This window comes from Chloroflexota bacterium, assembly GCA_014360805.1.
In the GTDB taxonomy this organism is placed as follows: Bacteria; Chloroflexota; Anaerolineae; order DTLA01; family DTLA01; genus DTLA01.
Genome location: JACIWU010000036.1, coordinates 1 through 22444, shown reverse-complemented (window position 1 = coordinate 22444; position 22444 = coordinate 1). Strand labels below are relative to the sequence as shown.

Below are 22444 nucleotides of genomic sequence, written 5' to 3'. Positions count from 1 at the left end.
ATGGGTGAGATTCATACGCCCGACTGGGTCAAAGATGCCGTTTTCTACCAGATTTTCCCAGATCGGTTTGCCACCAGCCCCTTGGTGCGCAAGCCGTCCAACCTGGAGCCGTGGGATTCGCCGCCCACCGTGTACGGATTCAAGGGCGGCGACCTGATAGGCGTGGCCGAACGGCTGGACTACTTGTCGGATCTGGGCATCACGGCCATCTACTTCACGCCCATCTTCCAGTCCACGGCCAATCACCGATACCACACCCACGATTACTACAACGTGGACCCCATCCTCGGCGGCAATGCTGCCCTGGCCACGCTCCTGGAGCAGGCCCATCGCCGAGGCATTCGCATCGTGCTGGATGGAGTCTTCAACCACGCCAGCAGAGGGTTCTTCCAGTTCAACCACATCCTGGAGAACGGCCCCGCCTCGCCCTACGTGGACTGGTTTCACATCAAAGGCTACCCCCTGCACGCCTACGACCCCAAGCGTCCGCCCAACTACGTGGCCTGGGCGGGACTGCGCGCGCTGCCCAAGTTCAACACCGACACGCCTGCCGTCCGCGAGTTCATCTTCGGCGTGGCCGAGCACTGGATTCGGCAGGGGATAGACGGCTGGCGTCTGGACGTGCCGACCGAGATCAACGACGACGCTTTCTGGCAGGAGTTTCGCCGCAGGGTCAAGGCCATCAACCCCGACGCCTACATCGTCGGCGAGATATGGCACGAATCCCAGCGCTGGCTCCAGGGCGACCAGTTTGACGCCGTGATGAACTACCTCTTCACCAAGGCTTGCCTATCCTACTTCGCGGGCAACGCCCTGAATGTAGGCATGGCGCAGCAGGTATGGAGTTACCGAGATTTGCGTCCGCGCTCGCTGGCCGAGTTCGCGGCGGAGATTGACCGTATCCTCGGCCTCTACCATCCCGAAGTCAATTTCGCCCAGTTGAACCTTCTGGATAGCCACGACACGCCGCGATTCCTTACCCTTGCCCGCGGCGATGAGTCGGCCCTGCGCCTGGCCATCCTGTTCCAGATGACCTACCCTGGCGCGCCCTGCATCTACTACGGCGATGAGATCGGCATGGAAGGCGGCCACGACCCCGACTGCCGCCGCGCGTTCCCGTGGGACGAAGTGAAGTGGAATCACAGCCTGCGCGATTATGTCAAGCAGTGCGTGGCGCTGCGGAAGTCGCACCCCGCGCTACGACGCGGCGATTTCCTCCCGCTCCTGGCGCGCGACGACGTGTACGCGTTCGCGCGCAGGCTGGATGCTGAGACGATGATCATCATGCTCAACGCCAGCCGCTCTCCCCGCCCAGTCGCGCTGCAACTGGATGCCACATGGGGCCAGAACCTCACGGTCAAGGACGTGTGGAGCGGCGAGGAGTTCCGCGCCAGCGGCTCCCTCCTGAGCGGCGTGCCTGTACCGCCCAGGCAGGGCCGCGTGCTTGCCGTCGTGGGCTAGAAACAAACAGAGCGCCGCTCGGATGGGCGGCGCTCTGCGTAGAGTCTCACTGCACTACTCAATGCTCCATAGGATGGGCAGGTATCGCCGAACCACCGGGTGGTTCGCCCGCGTGAGAAGGATCGCATACTCCGCTTCCACGTGGATGGCACCGCCCTTGTACTCGCCCTGGTACGCACGCAAGTCCTGCGCCCAGTTCAGGCCCACGAAGTTGGCAATCTCCTCGTAGGCCGGGGCGTATCCCATCAGTTCCCACAGGCCGCCCGGGCTGGCCGAGGGCTGCACGCCGTACAAGTCGTGGCTAACCATCTGCGCGTCGTTGTGGACCGTAGCATCGCCGAGGTGCGGGCTGTGCGGCGGCAAGACCCGCCCGGCGCTCATCCCCATCTCCGCCCCGTCCCGCCACGGGTCGCTCAAGGCCACCTGGTTGCTCACCAGGCACGTGCCCGCGACGGACACGTAGTGCCCACCCAGGCGTCGCCACTGCCACGAACCATGGCCCTCGTAATCCGTTACCCACTGGTACTCCCAGAAGCCCACAAGCAGGATGATCGGCTTGTTCTGCTGAACCTGGTCCGTGAGCCAGATGAGCGAAGGCGACTTGCGCACCTCCACCGTGTAGTCGGGCCACAGGCCCTTCTCGTGGATGTACTGGCCGATACCCAGCGCCAGGCTTTCCAGGTCGGTCCCCTCCGATGTCTGGCCCCTGGAATCCGTGCGCGCCACGTAGGCCAGATCTTCCACGAACTCGCCTTGCCGCATCCCCGGATTGCCCGGCAGGTCCACGTTCATCGGGTCGTGGTCGTCGCGGCGTAACGGTCCCAGCGTGTCGTAGGATTGTACCAGCGGATAGTTGTCGCTGATGATGGGCGGCGGGCTGCCTCCCGTCTCAAACCGCGAGTCGTACCACCAGAGGACGTTCGCCGCAGCCGCCGGCCCGTCGTAAGACCACTTGCCGCTCGGGTTCTGCCAACCCTCCTGGCGCATGTCAAAGTCGGGCACGCCATGCGGAGCGTAGTCCACCCAGCCGCCGGAGATCCAATCGCAGCCGGCGAACGGCGTCCGCGTCGGCGTTGCGGTGGGGCCTGGCGGCGTCGGGGTTGGCGTCGGGCTGGGCGTAGGCGTCGGCGTGCGCGTGGCCGTCGGGCTGGCCGTCGCCGTGGGCGTCGCCGAAGGCGTCAGCGTCGGTGTACCTGTTGCCGTCGGTGTTGGCGATGGAGTCGGCGTTCGCGTTTGCGTCGCCGTCGGCGTCGCGGTGCGTGTCGGGGTCGGCGTGCTCGTCGGCAGCGGCGTCGGCGTCGGCCCCAGGCACACGCCGTCGCGGCGCACCGTGAACGTCTCCAGCACCTGCAATGGATCGCTCTCGTAGGCAAACGCGCCCACAGGCAACGTAAGCACCGTCCCGTGCGGAATGCTGGAGTACAGATGCAGCACCAGGTTGCGCACCACCACTTCGCCGACGCCCACGGTACCCAGATTCCACGAGACTTGGCCGGGGTTCGGCCCCGACACCAGCCCCGCCGAGGAGTCGGCGAAGACCACCAGAGTGTGATTCGGTGGCGTAATCACCAACTGCGCCTGAGTCAGCGGAATCGCTGTGTCGTTGGTGTACGTGATCACGAAGGTGTGCTTCCATCCGGCGCACGCGATGGGACACAGCGGCTCCACGTCCAGCGTGCCCGTCGGCTTCTGCCCTTCCACCGGCACATCGTCGGCGTCGTCCACGTCCCAGTCGGCCGGATCGGTAGAAGGTGCCGGGATGGGTGTACCGTCGCCGTCGCGGCCCGTGGCGTAAACGTGGTTGACGAACGAGACGGTCCCGTGGAAGTCGTTGCCCAGTTGCGCCGCGAACGTCAGCGTCAGCGCCTCGCCGCCGCGCAACGTGGCGTCCAACGGCCAGTGCAGCACAATGCCGTTCACCGTCGGATCCGCCGTGGACGATCCCAAAGGCCAGATCGACTGGGTTGAGCCGGCCACATACGTGAACACGGGCGACGGCAGGGTATCCGTCAGGCTCACGTGGTAGGCGATGCCGCCTCCCACGTTGGTGAGGACGACCTGATACGTGATGACATCGCCCGGATAGATCACGGTCGTCCCCATGCCGCGGCTGATGTCGGTAATGCGCTTGTCAATGACCAGCGCAGGCGTAACGCCCGAGACCGTGGTGAAATCCGTGTCGTCCGGATCATCGTCCTCTGGGTCGGGACTATCGGGCCGAATCTGCTCGCCCGCCTGGTTGAAGCCCGTTACCGTGGCCGTATTGATGTACGTGCGCGCCGCGACGATGGCGCTCGTAACGTGCACATCATAGGTCAGCGTGAGCGCCTCGCCGACAGGCACGCCGCCCAACAAGGTTGCGCCCAGGTTCCAGTTCAACACCACGCCCGCAACCGTCGGGTCCGCCGTGGACGAGCCCGACGGCCACACCGCTACCGTGGAGCCGGGCACGTACACGAAGCCAGGCGACGGCAGCGTATCCGTGATGTTCAGGGAATACGCCGCGCCCGCCGCCACGTTCGTTACCACGAAGCGGTAGCGGATGATGTCCCCAGGCTCCACCGACCCGTCGTAGGGCAGCCCATTCACCGAGACGATGCTCTTGTCCGTTACCAGGCCGGAGTTCTGCGCCCATATCTGGACGTCATCTTGATCGTCCGGATCCGTATCCTGCGGATCCACGCCATCCTTCTGCACCGGTGCGCCGCTGCCGTCCAGCGCGCCGGCGTAGGCCGTGTTCACCATAAACTGGCCATCGGGCAAGTCGGAACCCGTCAGCGCCGAGAAGGTCAGCGTAACCGCCTGGCCGACAGGCACGCCTCCCAGCAGCGTCGCCCCCGTGTTCCAGGTGAGGAGCGTTCCGGCCACCGTCGGGTCGGCGGTGGATGTGCCCGAAGGCGTCTCCAGCACCGTGCTGCCGGGCACATACGAGAACCCCGGCGACGGAAGCACATCGCTCAGCACCAGCGAGTAGGCCGTGCCCAGGCCCACGTTGGTTACCACGAACCGATACCGGATGACCTCATTGGGCAGGATGTAGTCGCGGTTGGGATCGCCCGCCACGCTCACGATGGTCTTGTCGGTAATCAGGAACGGTTCGTTGACCTCCAGATACGCCATGCCGGTGTCGTCGGCGTCGGCATCATCGGGATCCGAATCGGCCACGTCGCCCAGGTCGGCATTGCTGTCGGGTATCTCAGTGCCCGTGCCGTCGTAGCCCGTCGCCTCGGCGTAGTTCGCCAGCGAGACGCCCTGCGTGATGAGGCTCGTCAAGTCCGCCTGGAACGTGAGCGTCATGCGCTCGCCCGCACCCAGCGTGTGATTCAGGTCGTAGGTCAGCGTCTGGCCGGTGCCCGGCGTCCCCGCCACGCTCGGATCGGCGATGCCCGCGCCGTTCAGCGTGGACGTGCCCGTCCGGTACTCCAACCCAACGGGCATGCGGTCTTCCACATCCACGTTGTACGCCGTCCCCGTGCCCACGTTCGTTACCACGAACTGGTATTCCACGCGATAACCCGGCTCCACCGGAGACGTGGTCGGGATCGGCGTGCCGAAATTGTCCCAAAGGTGCAGGACAATCTTATCCACATCCAGGGCCGGAACAAGGGTATCCAGCGTCTCGCTGCCGGTGTCGTCGGCATCCGAGTCATCGGGGTCGGGGTCAAACGTGTCTCCAATGCCCGGATTCGCATCGGGAATCTCCGTGCCGTAGCCATCGTAGCCGGTAGCCTCCGCCGTGTTGGTCAGCGGGACGCCCGCGCGGATAAGGCTCGTTACACGCGCGCGGAAGGTCAGTGTGATGGCCTCGCCCGCCGGTATCGTGGCGTTGAGGTCATAGGTCAGCGTCTGGCCCGTCGCCGGCGTCCCCACAACGGCGGGGTCGCCGATGGGAACGCCGTTCAAGGCGCTGTTGCCCGTTACATATTCCAGACCCACCGGAAGATTGTCCACCACATCCACGCCGTAGGCCGTGCCGCCACCCACGTTGTTTACGACAAACTGATACTCCACCGTGTAGCCGGCTTCCACCGCGGACGGCGTAGGACTAATCTGGGACCCCATGCGGTCGTAGACACGCGCGACCGTCTTGTCCACGTTGAGCGCGGGCACGACGACGCCGATATCCTCGCGGCCGGTGTCGTCGGCGTCGGCATCATCGGGATCCGAATCCGCCACGTCGCCCAGGACAGCATTGGCGTCGGGAATCTCAGTGCCCGCGCCGTCGTAGCCCGTCGCCTCGGCGTAGTTCACCAGGTCCGTGCCCTGGGTTACCAGACTGGTTACCGTCGCCTGTAGCGTCAGCGTCATGCGCCCGCCCGCCGCTAGCGTGTGGTTCAGGTCGTAGGTCAGCGTCTGGCCGGTGCCTGGCGTCCCCGCAACGCTTGGGTCAGCGATGCCCGCGCCGTTGAGCGTGGACGTGCCCGTGCGGTAATCCAGCCCAATGGGCATGCGGTCTTCTACATCCACGTTGTACGCCGTGCCCGTGCCCACGTTCGTTACCACGAAGCGGTATTCAATCCGCATCCCAGGCTCCACCGCCGACGGCATCGGCGAAATCTCCACGCCAAGCCGGTCGTAGATGCGAACGATGTCCTTGTTCACGTCCAGCGCCGGGACCAGCGCGGTAACCGACTCGCTTCCGGTGTCGTCGGCGTCAGGGTCGTCGGGATCGGGATCGCTGACATCGCCCAAATCCGTGTTCTCGCCGGGGATCACTGCGCCCGAAGCGTCTCGCCCGCGGACGTAGGCCACATTGGTAAGCGTCGCGTTAGCCACGATGGCGCTGGTAACATCCGCGCGGAGCGTGAGCGTCATGCGCTCGCCCGCCGCCAGCGTGTGGTTCAGCGTGTAGATGAGATTCTGCCCCTCGACGGACGGGTCGGCTATGGGCGCGCCGTTGAGCGCCGACGTCCCCGCGTGGTACGCCAGGCCCGCAGGCAGCGTGTCGGTAACGTTCAGGCTATAAGCCGTGGCCGTGCCCACATTGGTAACGACGAAGCGATACTCCACCCGATAGCCCGCCTCAACGCCCGTGGGCGTGGGCGAAACCTCCACGCCGTTGCGGTCAAAGATACGGGTAATCTCCTTGTCCACCGCCAGCGCGGGCTTCAGCATGTTCAGCGTTTCCTGATCCTGGTCGTCGGGGTCGGTGTCATTCGGCTGGCCGGTGTCGGCGGGAATCGGCGTGCCTGCGCCGTCCTCGCCTGTAGTCGCGCCGGTGTTCGTGTTCGGCCCCGCGATGGCGGAAGAAGTTACCTGCGCCTTGAACCGCAGGGTGAGAGTTTCACCCGTGGGGTCTCCGCCATTCAGCGTCGCGCTCAAGTCCCACGTCAGCAATTGCCCCGCCACCGTCGGGTCAGCCGTGGACGAACCCGAAGGCCAGTTGGCCTGCGTGCTCCCGGCGACGTACTGCCAGCCCGACGGCATGAGGTCGGTAACGTCCACGTTGTACGCCGCGCCCGGCCCGACGTTGGTAACGACAATCGTGAAGGTTACCACGTCCCCCGCCACGACGGTCCCCGCCGAGGGCTGGCCGTTGATGTCCACCACCGCCTTGTCCATGATCAGCGCGGGCTCCAGGCCCAGCAACTGGACGCGGTCCTGGTCGTCATCATCGGTGTCTTCGGGGTCTTCGGTGTCGGCGGGAATCGGCGTGCCTGCGCCGTCCTCGCCCGTGAACCACACCGCATTGGTGTAGGTCTGATCCGACACGATGTCCGACGTTACGCGCGCGTCAAACCGAAGCGTCAGGATGTCGCCGACGGGGCTGCCACCGACGAGCGTGGCGCCGATCGGCCAATGGAGCACCGCGCCACCGTCCGTGATGGTGGGATCGCCCGTGTACGTATTCGCGCCGCCGTTCCACTCCGCGTAGGTCGTCCCTGGCACATAGACCCAACCCGGCGACGGCAGCGTGTCCGTTACCACCACGTTGTACGCGGTCCCGCGGTCCACATTGCGCACCGTTACCAGGAACGTAACGATGTCGCCTGGCTCCACCGTGCCATCGCTCGGCTGGTCGTTGATATCGGCGACGAGTTTGCTCGTTACCAGCGCCGGCTTCAGCGCCTGGAGCGTCGCATCGTCTTGGTCATCCAGGTCATTGTCTTCGGCGTCGCCGGAGTCCGCGGGAATCAGCGTGCCCAAACCGTCGCGCCCGTTGACCAGGGCCGTGTTCGGATAGAATTGCTCGCGCGCGATGGCCGACGTTACGCGCAGGGCGAAGCGCAGCGTCAGCGCCTGGCCCATTGGGTCGCCGCCGTTCAGTGTCGCGCCGACGTTCCAGCGGAGATAGCCGCCGCCCTGCACCGGATCGCTAGTGTACGAGCCGCTGGGCCACGTGGCCATGGTGGAACCCGCCACGTACTCAAATGCCGTAGGCAGGGTATCCGACAGCACCAGGTTGTGCGCCGTGCCCAGCCCCACGTTGGTTACCACCACCGTGTACGAGACGATGTCGCCCGCCTCTACTGTCGTCGGGTTCAGGATAGGCGTGCCCTGCCGAATCAGCAGCGGGATGCTCTTGTCCAGCACCAGGCCGGGCCGCGCGCCCGTGAGCGAAATGTCATCCGAATCGTCCGGGTCGGTGTCGTCGGGCAGGCCCGAATCGGGCGGGATGGGGACGTCTGCGCCGGTCTTGCCCGCTGCCGTAACAACGTTGGTGTACGTTACGCCCTGGGTTACCGCCGCCGTTACCCGCGCGTCAAAGGTGAGCGTCAGCGCCTCACCGGTCGGCGTGCCGCCCTGGAGCGTCGCGCCGATGTCCCAGAACAGCGTCGCGCCGTTGATTGTCGGGTCGCTGGTGTAGGAGCCGCCGGGCCATGCGGCCAGGGTAGTGCCCGCTACGTACTCAAAGGCAGGCGGCAGCGTGTCGGTCAGCACCAGCGAGTAGGCGTTGCCCGCGCCCACATTGGTAACCACAACGCGGTACGTAACGATGTCGCCCGGCTCGGCGTACCCGTCATTCGGCCCGCCGTTGATGTCTGCGATGGTCTTGTCCACCACGAGGCCGGGGAGCGCGCCAGGGAGCGTCTCGTCGTCCCAGTCGTCGGGCAAATCCTGCCCATAGCCATCCTGGGCCGTGGTATAGGCCGTGTTGGTGTAACTCGCGCCGTCGGTGATGTCATTGCCCACGAGGACCTCAAACGTCAGCGTGAGCGTCTCGCCCGGGTCAATGGTCGCGCCGCGAGGAGGCACATCGGCGAACGTCCAGGTCAGCGGGTCCGCAGCAGAGCCGGTGCCCGTCGGGTCGGTGGTGTACGTGCCCGCGTAGTTCGGCCAAGTCGCCTGAGTGGAACCGGCCTGGTACACGAATTGCGCCAGCGGCGACGGCAACACATCCGTAATCACCACGTTGTACGCCGTCGTCGCGCCCGGGTTGTTGATGCGAATGCGATACCGGATGAGGTCGCCCTGTTGAATGTTGGAGAAGGACGTCAGGACCTCCCCGCCCCGCGTGATTTGGGCGATGTCCTTCGTCAAGTCCAGCACCGGCACATTGCACGTCGCGGCCCCGCTGGCCGAGTTGTTGGTCTCGTTGCACTCCACAATCGTGTTGGCGGGGTCTATGACCACTTGGAATGTGTGCGGCACGCCGGTTTCCAGGGGCCCCGTGTTGTACGAGAACGTGCCGGTGCTGCCCGGGTTGAGGTTGGCCGGCGTCGTGGACAGGGTTATGGGCGCGCCGCCGTCCACGATGATGCGCACCTGTACGCCCGTGGCCGTGTTGCTCTGGTCGGTGTGATTGCGCACCGTCCCAGACACGGTGATGGAGCCATCGGTGTTGCACGTGTACGTAGGCCCGGCCGAGAAGTACAGGTCGGGACTGGTTACGTAGGCGTTGGCGTAGGACGTGTACACCCCACTCGCGCAATCCCTGTCGGCGGTTGTGGTGGGGTCTCCGTCAATGTTGTCGTCGTTATCGCACCCCCACGTGGCGCGGGCGCGATTGCGGCGCAGGGTGGAATTGCAGTCATTGCCCGTGCCGTTGTAGTGAGCAGTCAGGGTTACCGTCTTGCTCTGGCCGGGCCCCAGGTCGTCCAATTCCCACGTAACGCTCTGCCCCACGTTCACAAAGTCGCCGATGCCCGTGGCCGGGTTCGTGGCGGTTACGAACGAGAATCCGTTGCCCAGCGTGTCTTCAATCAGGATGTAGCCCGCCGTTGCAACCGCGCTAGTGTTGGTAACGCGGATGGTCCAGGTAACGTCGTTGTCCGGCAGAATCGCCTGCGTTGTCGGGGTCTTCGTGATCGTGAGGGTCGGATACTGCCACGTCGGCCCCACATTTTGATTCAGCGTGTGCAAACTGTCGCAGCAGTCCAGATACGAGCCGCTCACGTTGAAAGAGCCGCTGCGGATGCACAGCAGATCCACCTGGAAACTGATCGTCGTGGATTCCCCGGGCCCCAGGTCCGGCAAGATGCCCGCGTTGTAAACGAGGCGCGTGGAAGTAGAAGAACTAGGGATCGGATTCGCCGTGCCCGCCACGTAGGCGGCCCCCGATGGCAGCGTGATCGCTACGGCAGGGCTGTAGGCCGTCGCCACAGAGTCGTTGTTCGTGAGCGTAATCGTAACCAAATTGCCCGACGTGCAGGCAGCCAGCGCGGACGGAGCGAACGACGCCACGATGTTAGGTGTGGCGCGAGTTACCGTGGCGCTAGATGTTACCGGCGTGCCCTGGCAGGTGGCCGGCGTGGACGGGTCCTCGTCCGGGTCCCCACAGCCCCACGCCGCCGATACCGTGTTGCCGAGCGACGGGCTGCACGGCGCGTTGTCCAGCGTCGCGTGGAGCGTAAACGTGCGCGTCTCGCCCGGGCCCAAGTTCGCCACCTCCCAAGTTACCGTCTGCCCGACCACCTGACGATTCGGGACAGAGACGCCGCCCTCGCGCAGGTCCACGAAGTTGAACGCGCCACCGAGCGTGTCGGCGAGCGTTACCACTTTTGCCGTAACCGGCGCGCCATCCGTGCCCAGCAGGGCGTTGTTCACCGTAATCGTCCAGACTACGGGCGCGCCGCAGGTGATGTTGCCGGCGGGCGTCTGGACTTTGGACACGGTCAGAATCGGATTGTTCGGCCGGACGCTGAAGTAACTGGTGGCCGTCTGGGTGCGACCGCCGGTCTTGCAGTCGGTGTAAGACGCATAAAATGCCAGTTGGCTCTGAACGAACTCACAGGCCACATCCACCGTGAAGCGCACCTCCACCGTGGTGTCCGGGTCCAGTTTGTCCAGGTAGCCAAACAGGCCGGAATCGCCCTGAGTGTAACTCCACACCAGCGACGTCGGCGTGATCAGCGGCTCGCTGCTCCCCAGGCCCAGCCAGGGGCCGCCGTTGACGCGGTACTCCGCGTTGGGCGCCGCCGCGTAGGTCAGCCCGGCAGGCAACGTCAGGTTGAGTTCCAGGTCAAACAGCGGCGCCAGGCCCGCGTTGCGCACCGTGAGGACGACATCGGTCTGGCCACACGGGTTGATAGGTGTATATGCCATGGACGTAGCAACCAGGTTGGCCGGCGGGAACAGTAGGGTTGAGGAGTCGCTCACCGGCCCGGAGCAGACCGCACCCAGGCACTTCGTTTGCATGGTCAGCACGTTGACATCGTCTTGGCAGCCCACGACATCGGCAATGATGTCCACCTCGCGGAATTCGCCCGGGTCCAGCGACAAGACCCATGACACGCCGTTGATAGGCGTGCCATCGGGAAGTTGATTCGTGTACGTGGTTACACCGGTGGCGTCGCTCCAAACGGCGGTGTTGAAACTCTGGCTGGGGCCCATCTCATCTATGAGTTGCACGGCATGCGCTATCCCCGCACCCGAGTTGATGATGTGAGCATGCCATGCGACTTGTGTACCCGACACCCACTTCATCTCGGGGAACTTGTACACCGTCAACACCGGATCCAGCACAAGGCCCGAATCGCTGGCCGACGTTGAGCATTGCCGATCCGGGCTGGCCACGTCCATGGGAAAAGATGGAGACGCCAGGTCATTGCAGCGGTTGTTATAGTACAGGGTAACCGGTAGCGACGATGTAGACAGACACCGCGCCTGCACGGTTATGTAAAGTTCAGCGGTCGTGTTGCCCCCTGAAAACAGGTCGCCGTAGTTCCACTCGTACCCGCCCGGCACAGGCGTGCCCTCCAGCGGCGACAGTGGCTCAAGCCCGGACCACCCCGTTACCGTGATGATCTCGTAGTTGCTGCTATCCAGGAACAGCAGGGCATCATAGGCGTCCATCGCCGACGTGCGCGTGAGCGTAACCGTGATGACGTATGTGCCGCAAGAGGACACAATGTCCGGGATGCCCGTAACCTCCACGCTCATGGTGGAGCCGTACACCGTCGGCTCCACGACGTCGCGGGTTACCAGCGTGTCCCCCGCCGTCGTACACGGGCCTTCAAACCCTGGATCGCCGGTGATGTCCACCTCAAGCGTGGCAAAATCGTACCACGTGGTAGACGCGCCACACCCGGAAGGATGCGTGTCCAGCGCATACTGGATCACGAGGGTGCTGTTGCGAACACTGGGCGGGAACGTCCCGCCGCTGAAGTCAAACACCAGGTGGCCGCCCACGACCGAAACCGCAACCTGGCTCGTGTAGTCCACGCTGTTGATCAGCACCCGCGCCGACCCGGAGACATACGCCTGGCCCGCAGGCATGTCCTCGGTGAACAGGAGGTCGGTCCACGCGACGTTATCCCAGCGGGCGTTATCGTCAAAGGTGTACGTGTTGGTATAGGTGATGGGCGTGCAATATTCAAAGTCATAGGCGGAGGCGATGGTGCGGCTTGACTCCAAGCCGATGTCGGTCTGCGGGCATTCTATCGCCGTCGTTGCCGAGGCCGATGCCGTGCGGATGCACCCGCAGCAATCCTGCACTGACGCCGTAACCTGGTTAGTGTAGACGTTGCCGCAGAGGTCGCAGCCGCTCTCATTCGTGCCCGAAATGTGGAACGTGGGGCGCAGCGTGGCCCCCGTAGCAGGGTCTATGCCCGTCCAGACGATCTTGCCGTCCACCACGGTCCCGCCATCGGCGTCCAGCACGCTCCAGCCTGCCGGAACCGTATCCGTAACAGTAATGTCGCCGGCCTCCCCTCCCGCGCCGCAGGAAAGGCCCCCGGTGTAACTGACGTTGATCGTGTACTGCACGTCATCGCCCAGGGCCGCGACGCTGGGGCCTGACTTGCTGAGCGACAGCGAGGGCGGCCCGCCGCTGATGCTCAGCGAATTGGTGCGAACCGGCGTGTGGAATACGACACCACAATCATCCTCGTAGGTGGGGAACCAGGTGCGCGACCCTGAGGGCGGCGTGCTGCTGCACCAATTCCCCGCGAACGACAGTTGATAGGACAGCGTGTAGGAGCCGCTGCCCGGAATGTCGGGCAGGATGAACCCAGGCGTTGGCGACCACACGTAACTGGCGCCCGGAGACGTAACCGTTACGTTGTAGCCGGTCAAATCCACGGCCAGGAACACATTCCTCGCCGCGCCCTCGCCCGTGTTCTGCACATCAAAACTCACCGAAATGGAGGGTGAACAATACGGCAGCGCAACGTTCGGCGGGGTGAAGGCAAGCAACGGTTCCTTGAGTCGCAACGCGACGCTGGCCTGCGCTTCCTCGGGAGTCTGACACGTCTCGCCGGTGCACCCCCATGTGGCCCGCGCGATATTGATCAGGTCGCTGCACGATTGCACCGACGTAACCTCGGTGAGCGTAACCGCCTGCCCTGCCTCAATCCGGGCCAGCGCAGGAACCTCGGTGGCGGTCCACACGATCGTATCCGTGCCGTTGTAGGTGCCGGGCGGCGTGGAGGAAACGTACTGCATCCCACTGCCAACCACGTCCGTAACGACGACGTTGGAGATGGGGCCAAGACCGCTGCTCTGCGCGACAATCCGCCACGTGATCTCATCCCCGATAGACGCGGACGGCGACGTGGTAGGCGCGATGGGGACCCCGTTCACGGCAATCGCTTCCTTCGTCAGCGACAGGGCGCCCGGGTTCACCACGAACGACGTGTACACGATGATGTCAGTGCCGCCCGTATAGGAGACGGTCGTCGTGTTATCGCCGGAGACGGCCTCGCAGCCGGCGTTGAATGTGAACGTGGAAGTAACCATCTGGCCCACGCCGACCGTGCCCTTGTTCTCCGACTGCGGCGTTGGCGAAAACCCTGCGGGCATGGCGCTCTGGATCACGACGTTGTCGGCCGGATCCGGCCCCAGGTTGGTTACCGTAACCGTGAACCTGGCGGTGCCGCAGATTTCCACAGGCACCGAAGGCCCCGTAACCGCGACGACGAGGGCCGAATCCTGGGCGATCGGGCCGTCATTGCCGCCCCACGCAGTAGCATTCGGCTGGGGACGCGCATGGGCCATCAGGGTCATCCCAAAGAAGAGCGCCGCGGCAGCGAAGAACACCGCCGCGAAGGCCAGCGCGTACCTGTCCACGTACCTCCGCATAAGCACCTCCCCACAGCAAAGAAGACATAACGGCGGGACTCGCATCGCCCCCTATGATTATAGCACAAAATGTTCTGCCTGTGTGTTACAGTTTGTTCATATAGACCCTCTGTGTCCTATTTTGCGCACCGTTTCACCGCTACAGCCGCCCCCGCGGACGGCTTCGCAGAGGGAAGACCGATTCGCAAAATTGGCCGCCGAAAGCGATTGACATCCGACGAGAATTCGCGTATAATGTATTCGCAGGATGGAATTCTGCATGGCCACAACCAAACACCCGGGACAGACCTCCGACCCACCTTCTCCCACCGGGAGGAGTGGGCGATAGGGTGTGGGGAGCAATCCCTGCGCCTGCCGTGTTTGCAAAGGAGGCAACCGAAGCCCAGTCCGGGCCGACGTTGCCTTTTGTTTTTGACAATCGGATAAGGAATCGGGCAGCGCCCCTGCCCCCACAAATCACAAGGAGGTGTTCAAAATGTGGATCCTTCGGTTGAACATGGCAGACCTGTCCTATCGCCTTGAGGAGGTCCCCGCCAAGTACCAGCAACTGGGCGGGCGCGGGTTGACCTCCACCATCGTGCACGACGAAGTTCCCCCGCTGTGCCATCCCCTGGGCCCGAACAACAAACTGGTCTTCGCCCCGGGCATCGTAACCGGCACCGTCGCGCCCACGTCGGCCCGCGTGTCCGTCGGGGCCAAGTCGCCCCTCACCGGCGGCATCAAGGAGTCCAACGCCGGCACGTCCTGGGCGCAGCACATCGCCAACATGCAGATCAAAGCCATCGTCGTAGAGGGCCAGGGCAAAGGCTACCACTTGGCCCACATCACCTGGGACGAGAAGGCCAGCAAGCCCAAGGTGGAATTCATGCCCGCCAACGAGTACGCCGGTAAAGACCTATACGAGATCTTCCCCAAATTGTACGCCAAGTTCGGCGACAAGGTCTCCATCGCCGGCACCGGCAATGCGGGCGAGTTCGGCTACGGCAACTCCGGCGTCGTGTTCAACGACATGGCGGGACGGCCCAGCCGCTACTCGGGGCGCGGCGGCATGGGCGCAGTCATGGCCAGCCGCGGCCTCAAGTTCATCATCGCCGACCCCAAGGGTGCCCCCGGCGTGGTCATCAAGGACAAGGCGCTCTTTGACGAGGGCCGCAAGAAACTCATTGACGCCCTCCGCACCCACGACATCACCAAGCCCAAGGGCGGCCTCAACACCTACGGCACCGCCGTCCTCATCAACATCCTGAACGAGGCAGGCGGCCTGCCAACCCGCAACTTCTCCAGCGGCCGCTTTGAAGGCGCGGCCAAAATCGCCGGCGAGGCCATCTTTGAGGGCAACAAGAAACGCCTCGGCAAAGAACTTTACAACCATGCCTGCAGCCCCGGCTGCATCATCCAGTGCTCCAACACCTGGCACAAGGCCGATGGCAGCGAGCACGTCTCCTGCGTGGAATACGAGTCCGACTGGTCGCTGGGCGCGAACTGCGGCATTGATGATCTTGACGACATCGCGGAACTGGTACGCCTGTGCAATGCCTACGGCCTGGACACCATTGAGACCGGCACCACCCTGGCCGTGGCCATGGAGGCGGGCGTCATCAAGTTCGGCGACGGCAAGGGCGCCATCAACCTGGTGCACGAGATGGGCAAGGGCACGCCCATGGGCCGCATTCTGGGCGGCGGCACCGCGTTCGCCGGCAAGGCCTTCGGCCTGACCCGCGTGCCCGTGGTCAAGGGCCAGTCCATGCCCGCCTACGAGCCGCGCGCGGTCAAGGGCATCGGCATCACCTACGCCACGACCACCATGGGCGCCGACCACACCGCCGGCTACACCATCGCCCCCGAAATCCTGGGCGTCAGCGGCAAGCAGGACCCGCTCAGCCCCGAGGGCAAGGCCGCGCTGAGCCGCGCCTTCCAGGCCACCACCGCCTTCATTGACTCCACAGGCCACTGCCTCTTCATCGCCTTCGCCATCCTGGACATCGCCAGCGGGTTTGAGGGCATGATGCAGGAGTGCAACGGCGTCCTGGGCACCAACTGGAAGTCCGAGGACGCGGCTAAATTGGGCGCCGAAATCCTCAAGAAGGAGCGCGCGTTCAACGAGGCTGCCGGCATCCCGAAAGAAGCCGACCGGGTGCCCGAGTTCATGAAGTACGAGCCGCTCCCGCCGCACAATCAGGTCTTTGATGTGCCGGACGAGGCCCTGGACTCGGTCTTCGGCGAACTGTAGTATCCCATCACGACCTCCCGCAGGCGTTGCTCTGCGGGAGGTCTGTCTTTGTGGGGACATCCCATGCCCAAAGTGATCGCAGACCAGCAAGGGCGACTGGTTCTCCCGGAAGATTTCCTCCAGCGCCGCCATATCCCGCCGGACTCCGAGTACTGGCTGGACGAGCGCGAGGGCGATCTGATCCTGCACCCCTGCGCCCGCGACGCCCGCAAACTGTACGTGGAACCGACCACCGGCTGCAACCTCCACTGCCGCACCTGCATCCGCAACGTCTGGCAGGACCCGGAATCCCAAATGACCATGGACATCTTCGCGCGCATCGCCGCCAGCCTGGACGAACTCCCCAGCCTTGAGCGGGTCATCTTCACCGGCTTTGGCGAACCCCTCACCCACCCCCACATCCTGGACATGATCCAGGCCGTGCGCGAGAGAGGGCTGGCCGTAACGGTCGGCTCCAACGGCCTCCTACTGGACAAAAGGATGGCTGACGAACTGGTACGGCTCGGCGTAGACCGGCTGGTCGTGTCGGTGGACGGCGTGAAGCCCGAGACCTACGCGGGCGTGCGCGGCGCGATGATCTCGCAGGTGTTGGAAAACATCCGCCACGTGAACGACGCCAAGGCGCGCCGCGCGTCGCTCGTTCCCGCCCTGGGCATTGAGTTCGTCGCCCTCAAAAGCAACGTCGCCGAACTGGGCCTGCTCACCGGCCTGGCCTCTCGGCTGGGCGCGGCCCGCGTCTTGGTAAGCAACGTGTTGGCCTACACCGCAGACATGCGCGACGAGATGCTCTACGGCTACGAGCCGCGCCCGCCCTTCAATGCGGGCGGCTGGCCCGTGTCGCTGGATGCATGGGTTACCTGGGGAACGCTGGAACTGCCCCGCATGCACTGGGGCGCCGAGCGGCGCTGCCGATTTGTCCAAGACCGCGCCATTGTGGTAGGATGGGATGGCGGGGTCTCGCCCTGCTACGCCCTGTCGCACAACTACACGTACTTCGCCATTGACGGCAGGCAAAAGCAGGTAACCCGCTACGTCCTGGGCAACGTAAATGAGCAGTCCCTGGCCAGCATCTGGACGTCCGAGGAGTACGTCCGCTTTCGCAGCGAGGTGCGGGGATTCCACTTCCCGTCATGCCCGGACTGCGACCTGAGAGAAACCTGCGACCTGCGCGAGCGGAACGAAGGATGCTGGGGATGGAACCCGTCCTGCGCGGACTGCCTGTGGGCGCAGGACATCGTGCGGTGTCCGTGAGGTGAACATGCGCGTACATGTGAAACTGTTCGCCGGGTTGAGCCGCTATCTCGCAGGCAGGCCATCGGGGAACCCCGTGGACGTGGAACTCCCCGACGGAGCGACGCTTGAGACGCTCATCCGCGAACTGGGCCTGCCGCCCGATGAGGTGCGGGTGATCTTCGTCAACGGGCGCGCCCAGCCCCTGAACTTCGCACTCAACAACGACGACGAGGTCGGGATCTTCCCGCCCATCGGAGGAGGGTAGAATGGCAAACATCGTAGTGGACGTGTGGCTCTATGGCGCGCTGGCCAAGTACGGCGGAGAGGCCGCCGAGTCCGCGCACGCCAACCTGAAAGTCAGCCTGCCCGAAGGCAGCACCATGGCCGACCTCCTCAAGCATCTCGGCCTCCCTACGGAAGAGCGCGGCATCACCTTCATCAGCGGCAACCTCAGCGCCATGCCCGGCCTCCAGCCCGACCTAGGGCACGTGCTCAAGGACGGCGACCGGGTGGGCATTTTTGACCCCCGCAGCATGTGGCCCTTCCAATATCGGCACGGCGCGGCCATGATCCCCGAGATGGCGCGCGCCATCAACGAGGCTGAGGACCTGGGGCTGCACCACTCGTACCGGGACACAGAGGCGTAGCGCCCCCAATGCTTCAACCGAGCGCATAAGCCCACCGCTCTCGCCGCGGCCGTTCGCCCTCAACAGCAGTCCCACTCCCTCGCCATCCCGCGGGATGACAGATTCGGCTCCCAAGCCCGCTGGAAACCGTCAGTGCAAGGGCATGGGGCGCCCAAAGTACTCTCCATCTCCCCCTTCGCGTGGATTCGCGTTCATCCGCGGTTACCGTCTCGGAAGGTCGCACGTTCGGTCGGCGCTGCCCTCTCGGCGGTCATCGTAGGCCAAGTGGGGCAAATTGCCAATTTGCCCTACGTCTAGCGCGCTCCCTGGTCAGACAGGCCGAAATGGAGACGTGAGCGTTGCATTGGAGTAGCGAGAGTCAATAGTTGACCCTCTCATCGCGATATGCTAGACTGCCCGCAACACAGCAAGGAGCATCAACCCATGTATGAGCAGCCTGGACAATCCTCCGACGCGGGCCACAGCACCTCGCCCTATCGTTCAGTTCCCCGCCGCATCAGGAATCTGATAGCGGCTGCCAGGATGCCTCGCCTGGCCCTCCGCGATGAACAGAAGGCGAAACTCTCATCTGTCGTGTATCTCCTCCTGCCACTCGTCGGTATGTACATCGGCCAGTTCCTCCTCCGCGCCATCCCGCACGCCCAGGTTTGGGGGTTCACCATCATCGCCGCAAACCTGCTCCTCCTCGCCCTGAGGGTCCGGCCTGCGATCCCCCGCGCGCGCACCGACTGGGTGCAGGCCGCCGTTGGCCTCCACATCATGCTGCCCCTCGCCCTCAACCCAGGCGGGTGGAAACACTGGGCGCAGACGTGGCAATTGCTGCTGGTGTGGGGCGTGGCATGCGCCTTCGTCATCGGGGCCGTCGCGCGGCTGGAGCCGCAGGCGATCCGCCTGGGCCTCCCCCGGCCGGAGCCGTTCGGCCGACGCGACTGGCTCATCGTCGCGCTGCTCCTGGCAGGCGCGCTCCTGCTCCGCATCCCGTACCTGGAGACCATCCCCATGGGCGTGGACCCCGACGAGGCGTCGCTGGGCCTGTCGGCAGCAGATGGGGCCGAAGGTCTGGCGACAGACCCCTTCGCCACCGGCTGGGCCACCCATCCCACGCTCCAGTTCTTTCTGAACGGCCTGTTCATCCGCGCCTTCGGCAGGACGTTCTTCGCATTGCGCCTACCCTGGGCCATCGCGGGCGCGCTCATGGTCGTCGCGCTGTATGTCTTGGCGCGAACCTGCTGGGGCCGCCGCGTGGCCGTCATCGCAGGACTCCTGGCGCTGGGGTCCAACACAGCCGTTCACTTCAGCCGCCTGGGGCTGAACAACAACGGCGACAGCCTGTTCATTGCGTGGGTGCTAGCCGCGCTGTGGATCGCCGGGGCCACCGGCAGCGCCTGGGCGTATGCGATAGCGGGGTTCGGCCTGGGGTTCGCCCAGTATTTCTACTTCGGCACCCGCGCCATTCCCTTCGTCGTCCTCGCGACGCTTGTCGTATGGCTCATCGCCGATGGGCGCGGGACGCTACGCTCGTGGAAACTGCTCCTCGGCTTCGCGCTCGTTACGCTGGTAACTGCCGGGCCGCTATTCGGGCACTGGCTGCGAAACCCGGGGAGCATCTCCGAGCACCTGTTCCTGACCATGCCCTTCTCCGACAAGATGCAGCAGTTGTCGGCGCAGATGGGCCTGCCCGAATGGAAACTCTGGTGGTACCAGGTGCGCGATAGCCTCCTGGTCTTCACCGCCGTGCCCGACCGCGGCACATTCTACCATCCGCAGCAGGCGATGCTTCACCCGGCACAAGGCCCCATCTTCCTCATCGGGCTCCTGGCCGTGTTCGCCCGCATCAAGAAGCCCGCCTATCAGGGGCTTGTCGCCTGGATGCTCGTCGTCCTGACCCTGGGTTCGGTGCTCATCACCGACGCGGCCACATTCCACCGCCTGCTCGGCGTCCTGCCGGCGGCCATCTTGGTTGTCGCCATCGGGATAGACGCGGGGGCAGAGAAGTTGGCGCAGGCGCTAGGATGGACGCCCCAGGCAGCCACGCGCATCGCGGCCCTCGTCGCCGCCTGCCTGATCGCCCTGGACATCCACTTCTACTTCGGCGTGTACAACGTCCACCAGGCGTACAAGACGCCCACGCAGGAAGCGGTAACGGTCGCCGCGCTGGACTACGAGCGACACCGCGGACAGGGCGCGTTCCTGCTCTGCACGCACGAGGGAGTAGACGCCTCGGGGAAGGTCTATCATTCGCCCACGGCCTACGTCTCGGGCGACCGCTTCCTGGGCTGCGTGCCCGCCGTGATAGACAGCCTGAACCCCAATCAGCCCTTGCGCTTCTACATCCTGCCCGACCAGGCCGACATTCTGCCCGAACTCCAATCGCGCTTTCCGGGCGGCTCGCTGACCGAATACCGCCGCCGCATGGACGGGCTGCTCCTGCTCACGCGATATGCCGTAGGGTCGGATGACCCCGACCGGTGATCTGTTGAGCCAATTGACGTTTGACACGCTGACGGATTTCCGCTAGTGTGCGTCCACACCGAGCGCGGTGATTTCGCCACACAGGAGGCTACCGATGGCAACGGGAATTAGCCCCAAGGATCCCAACACGGCTTTTCTAATTGAGTTCGTCGGCGGGTTCTTCGGCCTACTCGGCCTCGGCTATTTCTACGCTGGCCGCACCAACGACGGCATCATCCGCCTCATCGCCTGGTTGGTGTATGACATCATCGCGGCGGTAGCCATCTCGCTGCTGCTCGCGCTCATCGTGGGCTTCGTGTGCATCCCCATTCAACTCGTGATCCAAGTCGGCGTGCCCCTCTGGTCGGCCAACAAGTTGAAACAGGAGATGCTGGCCAGCACCCCCGCTATGTAACGCACTTCCGGTAACCGTGCCATCATGAGGGCATAGACGGCTACCCCATCGCGCGCACTACCGCCGATACGTGCCCATCAGTTCGCCCTGCGCCAGCACGTGCCCGGCCATGGCCGCGAGCACTTGCGCCTTGTTCGCGCCCGCCGCCAGGTTCAGCGTCGTGTCCAGCGCATAGAGCCGGAAGAAATACCGGTGTGTGCCGCTGGGAGGGCACGGCCCGCCGTAGCCGAGCCGCCCCCAACTGTTGGCGCCATGGCGGCTCCCGTCAGGCCGTGCTGCGTCGGGTGCGATCCCCTCGGGTAGCCCGCGCGCGTCCGCCGGCAGGTTGTACAGCAGCCAGTGATCCCACACGCCCGCCGGCGCGTCCGGGTCGTCCATGATGAGCACAAGGCTTTGCGTGCCCTGGGGTGGCGCTCCCCACTCCAGCGGCGGCGAGACGTTCTCCCCGTCGCACGTGTACTTGCGCGGAATCTCGCCACCTGCAGGGAACGCCGGGCTAGTGAGCGTCAGCGTCCCGACGGTCGCCCCCGGTGCGGTCAGCGCGGGCGTCGGCGTTGGGCCGCGCTCCCCACCACAGCCCGCAATCACAACGCCCACTACACACGCCAGCAAGACCACTCCCACGCGCATCCTCATCTCCCCTCACCTCCGCGAGACTCAGATAGAATCCAATCCACCGTCCGCCGCATGCGCTCATAGTGGGAGCCGTTCCAGTAGATGCGGCCGCACGAATCGCAGATGGAGAACTCCTCGTAGTACTGTCGCGTCTTCGGCGGCAGGCGGTCTGCGATCGCCCCCTTCGCGACGGGCCGCAACTCCTGGTTGCACACGATGCAGCGGCTGAACGGGCGCACCTGCCCCGCCAGGTCAAACCGCCGGATCACCTCCACCGTCTGATCCTCCGCCCGTGTCGCCCGCACCCAATACCCATGGGTAACCGCGTTCCGCATCAGCAAGCCCTTATCCCGCGTGAGGATGATGCGATTCTCGTCGCAGGCAATGCGCGCGATCTCCGCATCGTCGTAGTCGTTGCGATACAGGCTATCAAACCCCAGCATTCGCAGGTACGTCGCCAGCCTGCCCAGATGCGTGTCCAAGATGAACCGCGGGTTGCGGAGCGGGCGCGGGCGCAGGCGAATCACCGGCGTAATGTCCAGCGATTCAAACACGGGATACACGCTGATGCGGTCGCCGTCGGACACCGGATGGGCGAAGTCCACCGAGACGCCGTTCACGAGGATGAGATCCACCTCGGCATGGGGCACGCCGGCGGATTCAATGACGTCCTTGACCGACGCGCGGTCGGCCGCCAGATGCTCAAACTCCACCATCCGGCGCTCGGGCGGGAGAAAATCGTTCAGTTCTGCATAGAAGCGGAGGCTCACGCGCATCATCGGCCACCGCCATCCCCGCGGGCCGTGGTTGAAGCGACCCAACCGCCGGCCCGCGGGGCACTTTCTCTACGCCAGGTAGCCTTCGTAGATGAACCGTCTCGTTCGCTCGGCCACCTGGGCCGGATCCACCGTAACCCGCGCGACGCTGCTC

At 64.7% G+C, this 22444-nt stretch carries 10 protein-coding genes and 1 riboswitch; of the genes, 7 read left to right on the top strand and 3 right to left on the bottom strand.

Translation table 11 applies throughout. The features are described from left to right. Entirely contained in the window at positions 1 to 1461 is a 1461-nt protein-coding gene (locus tag H5T65_07695) for an alpha-glucosidase C-terminal domain-containing protein (protein MBC7259118.1), read from the top strand. 54 nt (positions 1462 to 1515) lie between these two features. Here H5T65_07695 and H5T65_07690 read toward each other — a convergent pair whose 3' ends face one another. After that, positions 1516 to 13923 carry a DUF11 domain-containing protein gene (locus H5T65_07690; GenBank protein ID MBC7259117.1) on the bottom strand — a complete coding sequence of 4136 codons (12408 nt, stop codon included), beginning with the start codon at positions 13921 to 13923 and terminating at the stop codon, positions 1516 to 1518. A 276-nt stretch (positions 13924 to 14199) separates the two neighbouring features. After that, positions 14200 to 14310, top strand: a riboswitch (molybdenum cofactor riboswitch). An 88-nt stretch (positions 14311 to 14398) separates the two neighbouring features. On the opposite strand from H5T65_07690, the gene H5T65_07685 reads away from it, so the two are divergent. From H5T65_07685 to H5T65_07660, 6 genes are all read left to right on the top strand, one after another. Then, the gene (locus H5T65_07685; GenBank protein ID MBC7259116.1) at positions 14399 to 16153 is read left to right on the top strand and encodes an aldehyde ferredoxin oxidoreductase; all 1755 of its coding nucleotides are present in this window, start codon (positions 14399 to 14401) and stop codon (positions 16151 to 16153) included. 63 nt (positions 16154 to 16216) lie between these two features. Further along, positions 16217 to 17404: a tungsten cofactor oxidoreductase radical SAM maturase gene (locus H5T65_07680; GenBank protein ID MBC7259115.1), complete on the top strand. Its 1188-nt coding sequence runs from the start codon at positions 16217 to 16219 to the stop codon at positions 17402 to 17404. A gap of 7 nt (positions 17405 to 17411) precedes the next feature. Further along, positions 17412 to 17651, top strand: coding sequence for a MoaD/ThiS family protein (locus H5T65_07675; protein ID MBC7259114.1), 240 nt, complete (start codon positions 17412 to 17414; stop codon positions 17649 to 17651). A 1-nt stretch (position 17652) separates the two neighbouring features. Beyond that, entirely contained in the window at positions 17653 to 18033 is a 381-nt protein-coding gene (locus tag H5T65_07670; GenBank protein MBC7259113.1) for a MoaD/ThiS family protein, read from the top strand. Positions 18034 to 18555: 522 nt separating this feature from the next. Beyond that, positions 18556 to 20505 (top strand): glycosyltransferase family 39 protein, encoded by a 1950-nt coding sequence (locus H5T65_07665; GenBank protein MBC7259112.1) that lies wholly within the window; start codon positions 18556 to 18558, stop codon positions 20503 to 20505. 94 nt (positions 20506 to 20599) lie between these two features. Further along, positions 20600 to 20899: a hypothetical protein gene (locus H5T65_07660; protein MBC7259111.1), complete on the top strand. Its 300-nt coding sequence runs from the start codon at positions 20600 to 20602 to the stop codon at positions 20897 to 20899. Positions 20900 to 20956: 57 nt separating this feature from the next. On the opposite strand, the gene H5T65_07655 is transcribed toward H5T65_07660, so the two are convergent. Then, complete coding sequence (locus H5T65_07655) at positions 20957 to 21529, bottom strand: YbhB/YbcL family Raf kinase inhibitor-like protein (GenBank protein ID MBC7259110.1); 573 nt, start codon at positions 21527 to 21529, stop codon at positions 20957 to 20959. 2 nt (positions 21530 to 21531) lie between these two features. Continuing rightward, a complete protein-coding gene (locus tag H5T65_07650) occupies positions 21532 to 22293 on the bottom strand; it encodes a Mut7-C ubiquitin/RNAse domain-containing protein (protein ID MBC7259109.1) in 762 nt (253 codons plus the stop codon). Positions 22294 to 22444: the final 151 nt, after the last annotated feature.

Bases quoted from the DNA above. Each gene is read 5' to 3' on its own strand.
- H5T65_07670 (MBC7259113.1), top strand. From the start codon at position 17,653: ATGGCAAACATCGTAGTGGACGTGTGGCTCTATGGCGCGCTGGCCAAG.
- H5T65_07690 (MBC7259117.1), bottom strand. From the start codon at position 13,923: ATGCGGAGGTACGTGGACAGGTACGCGCTGGCCTTCGCGGCGGTGTTC.
- H5T65_07680 (MBC7259115.1), top strand. From the start codon at position 16,217: ATGCCCAAAGTGATCGCAGACCAGCAAGGGCGACTGGTTCTCCCGGAA.
- H5T65_07655 (MBC7259110.1), bottom strand. From the start codon at position 21,529: ATGCGCGTGGGAGTGGTCTTGCTGGCGTGTGTAGTGGGCGTTGTGATT.
- H5T65_07665 (MBC7259112.1), top strand. From the start codon at position 18,556: ATGCCTCGCCTGGCCCTCCGCGATGAACAGAAGGCGAAACTCTCATCT.
- H5T65_07695 (MBC7259118.1), top strand. From the start codon at position 1: ATGGGTGAGATTCATACGCCCGACTGGGTCAAAGATGCCGTTTTCTAC.
- H5T65_07675 (MBC7259114.1), top strand. From the start codon at position 17,412: ATGCGCGTACATGTGAAACTGTTCGCCGGGTTGAGCCGCTATCTCGCA.
- H5T65_07685 (MBC7259116.1), top strand. From the start codon at position 14,399: ATGTGGATCCTTCGGTTGAACATGGCAGACCTGTCCTATCGCCTTGAG.
- H5T65_07660 (MBC7259111.1), top strand. From the start codon at position 20,600: ATGGCAACGGGAATTAGCCCCAAGGATCCCAACACGGCTTTTCTAATT.
- H5T65_07650 (MBC7259109.1), bottom strand. From the start codon at position 22,293: ATGATGCGCGTGAGCCTCCGCTTCTATGCAGAACTGAACGATTTTCTC.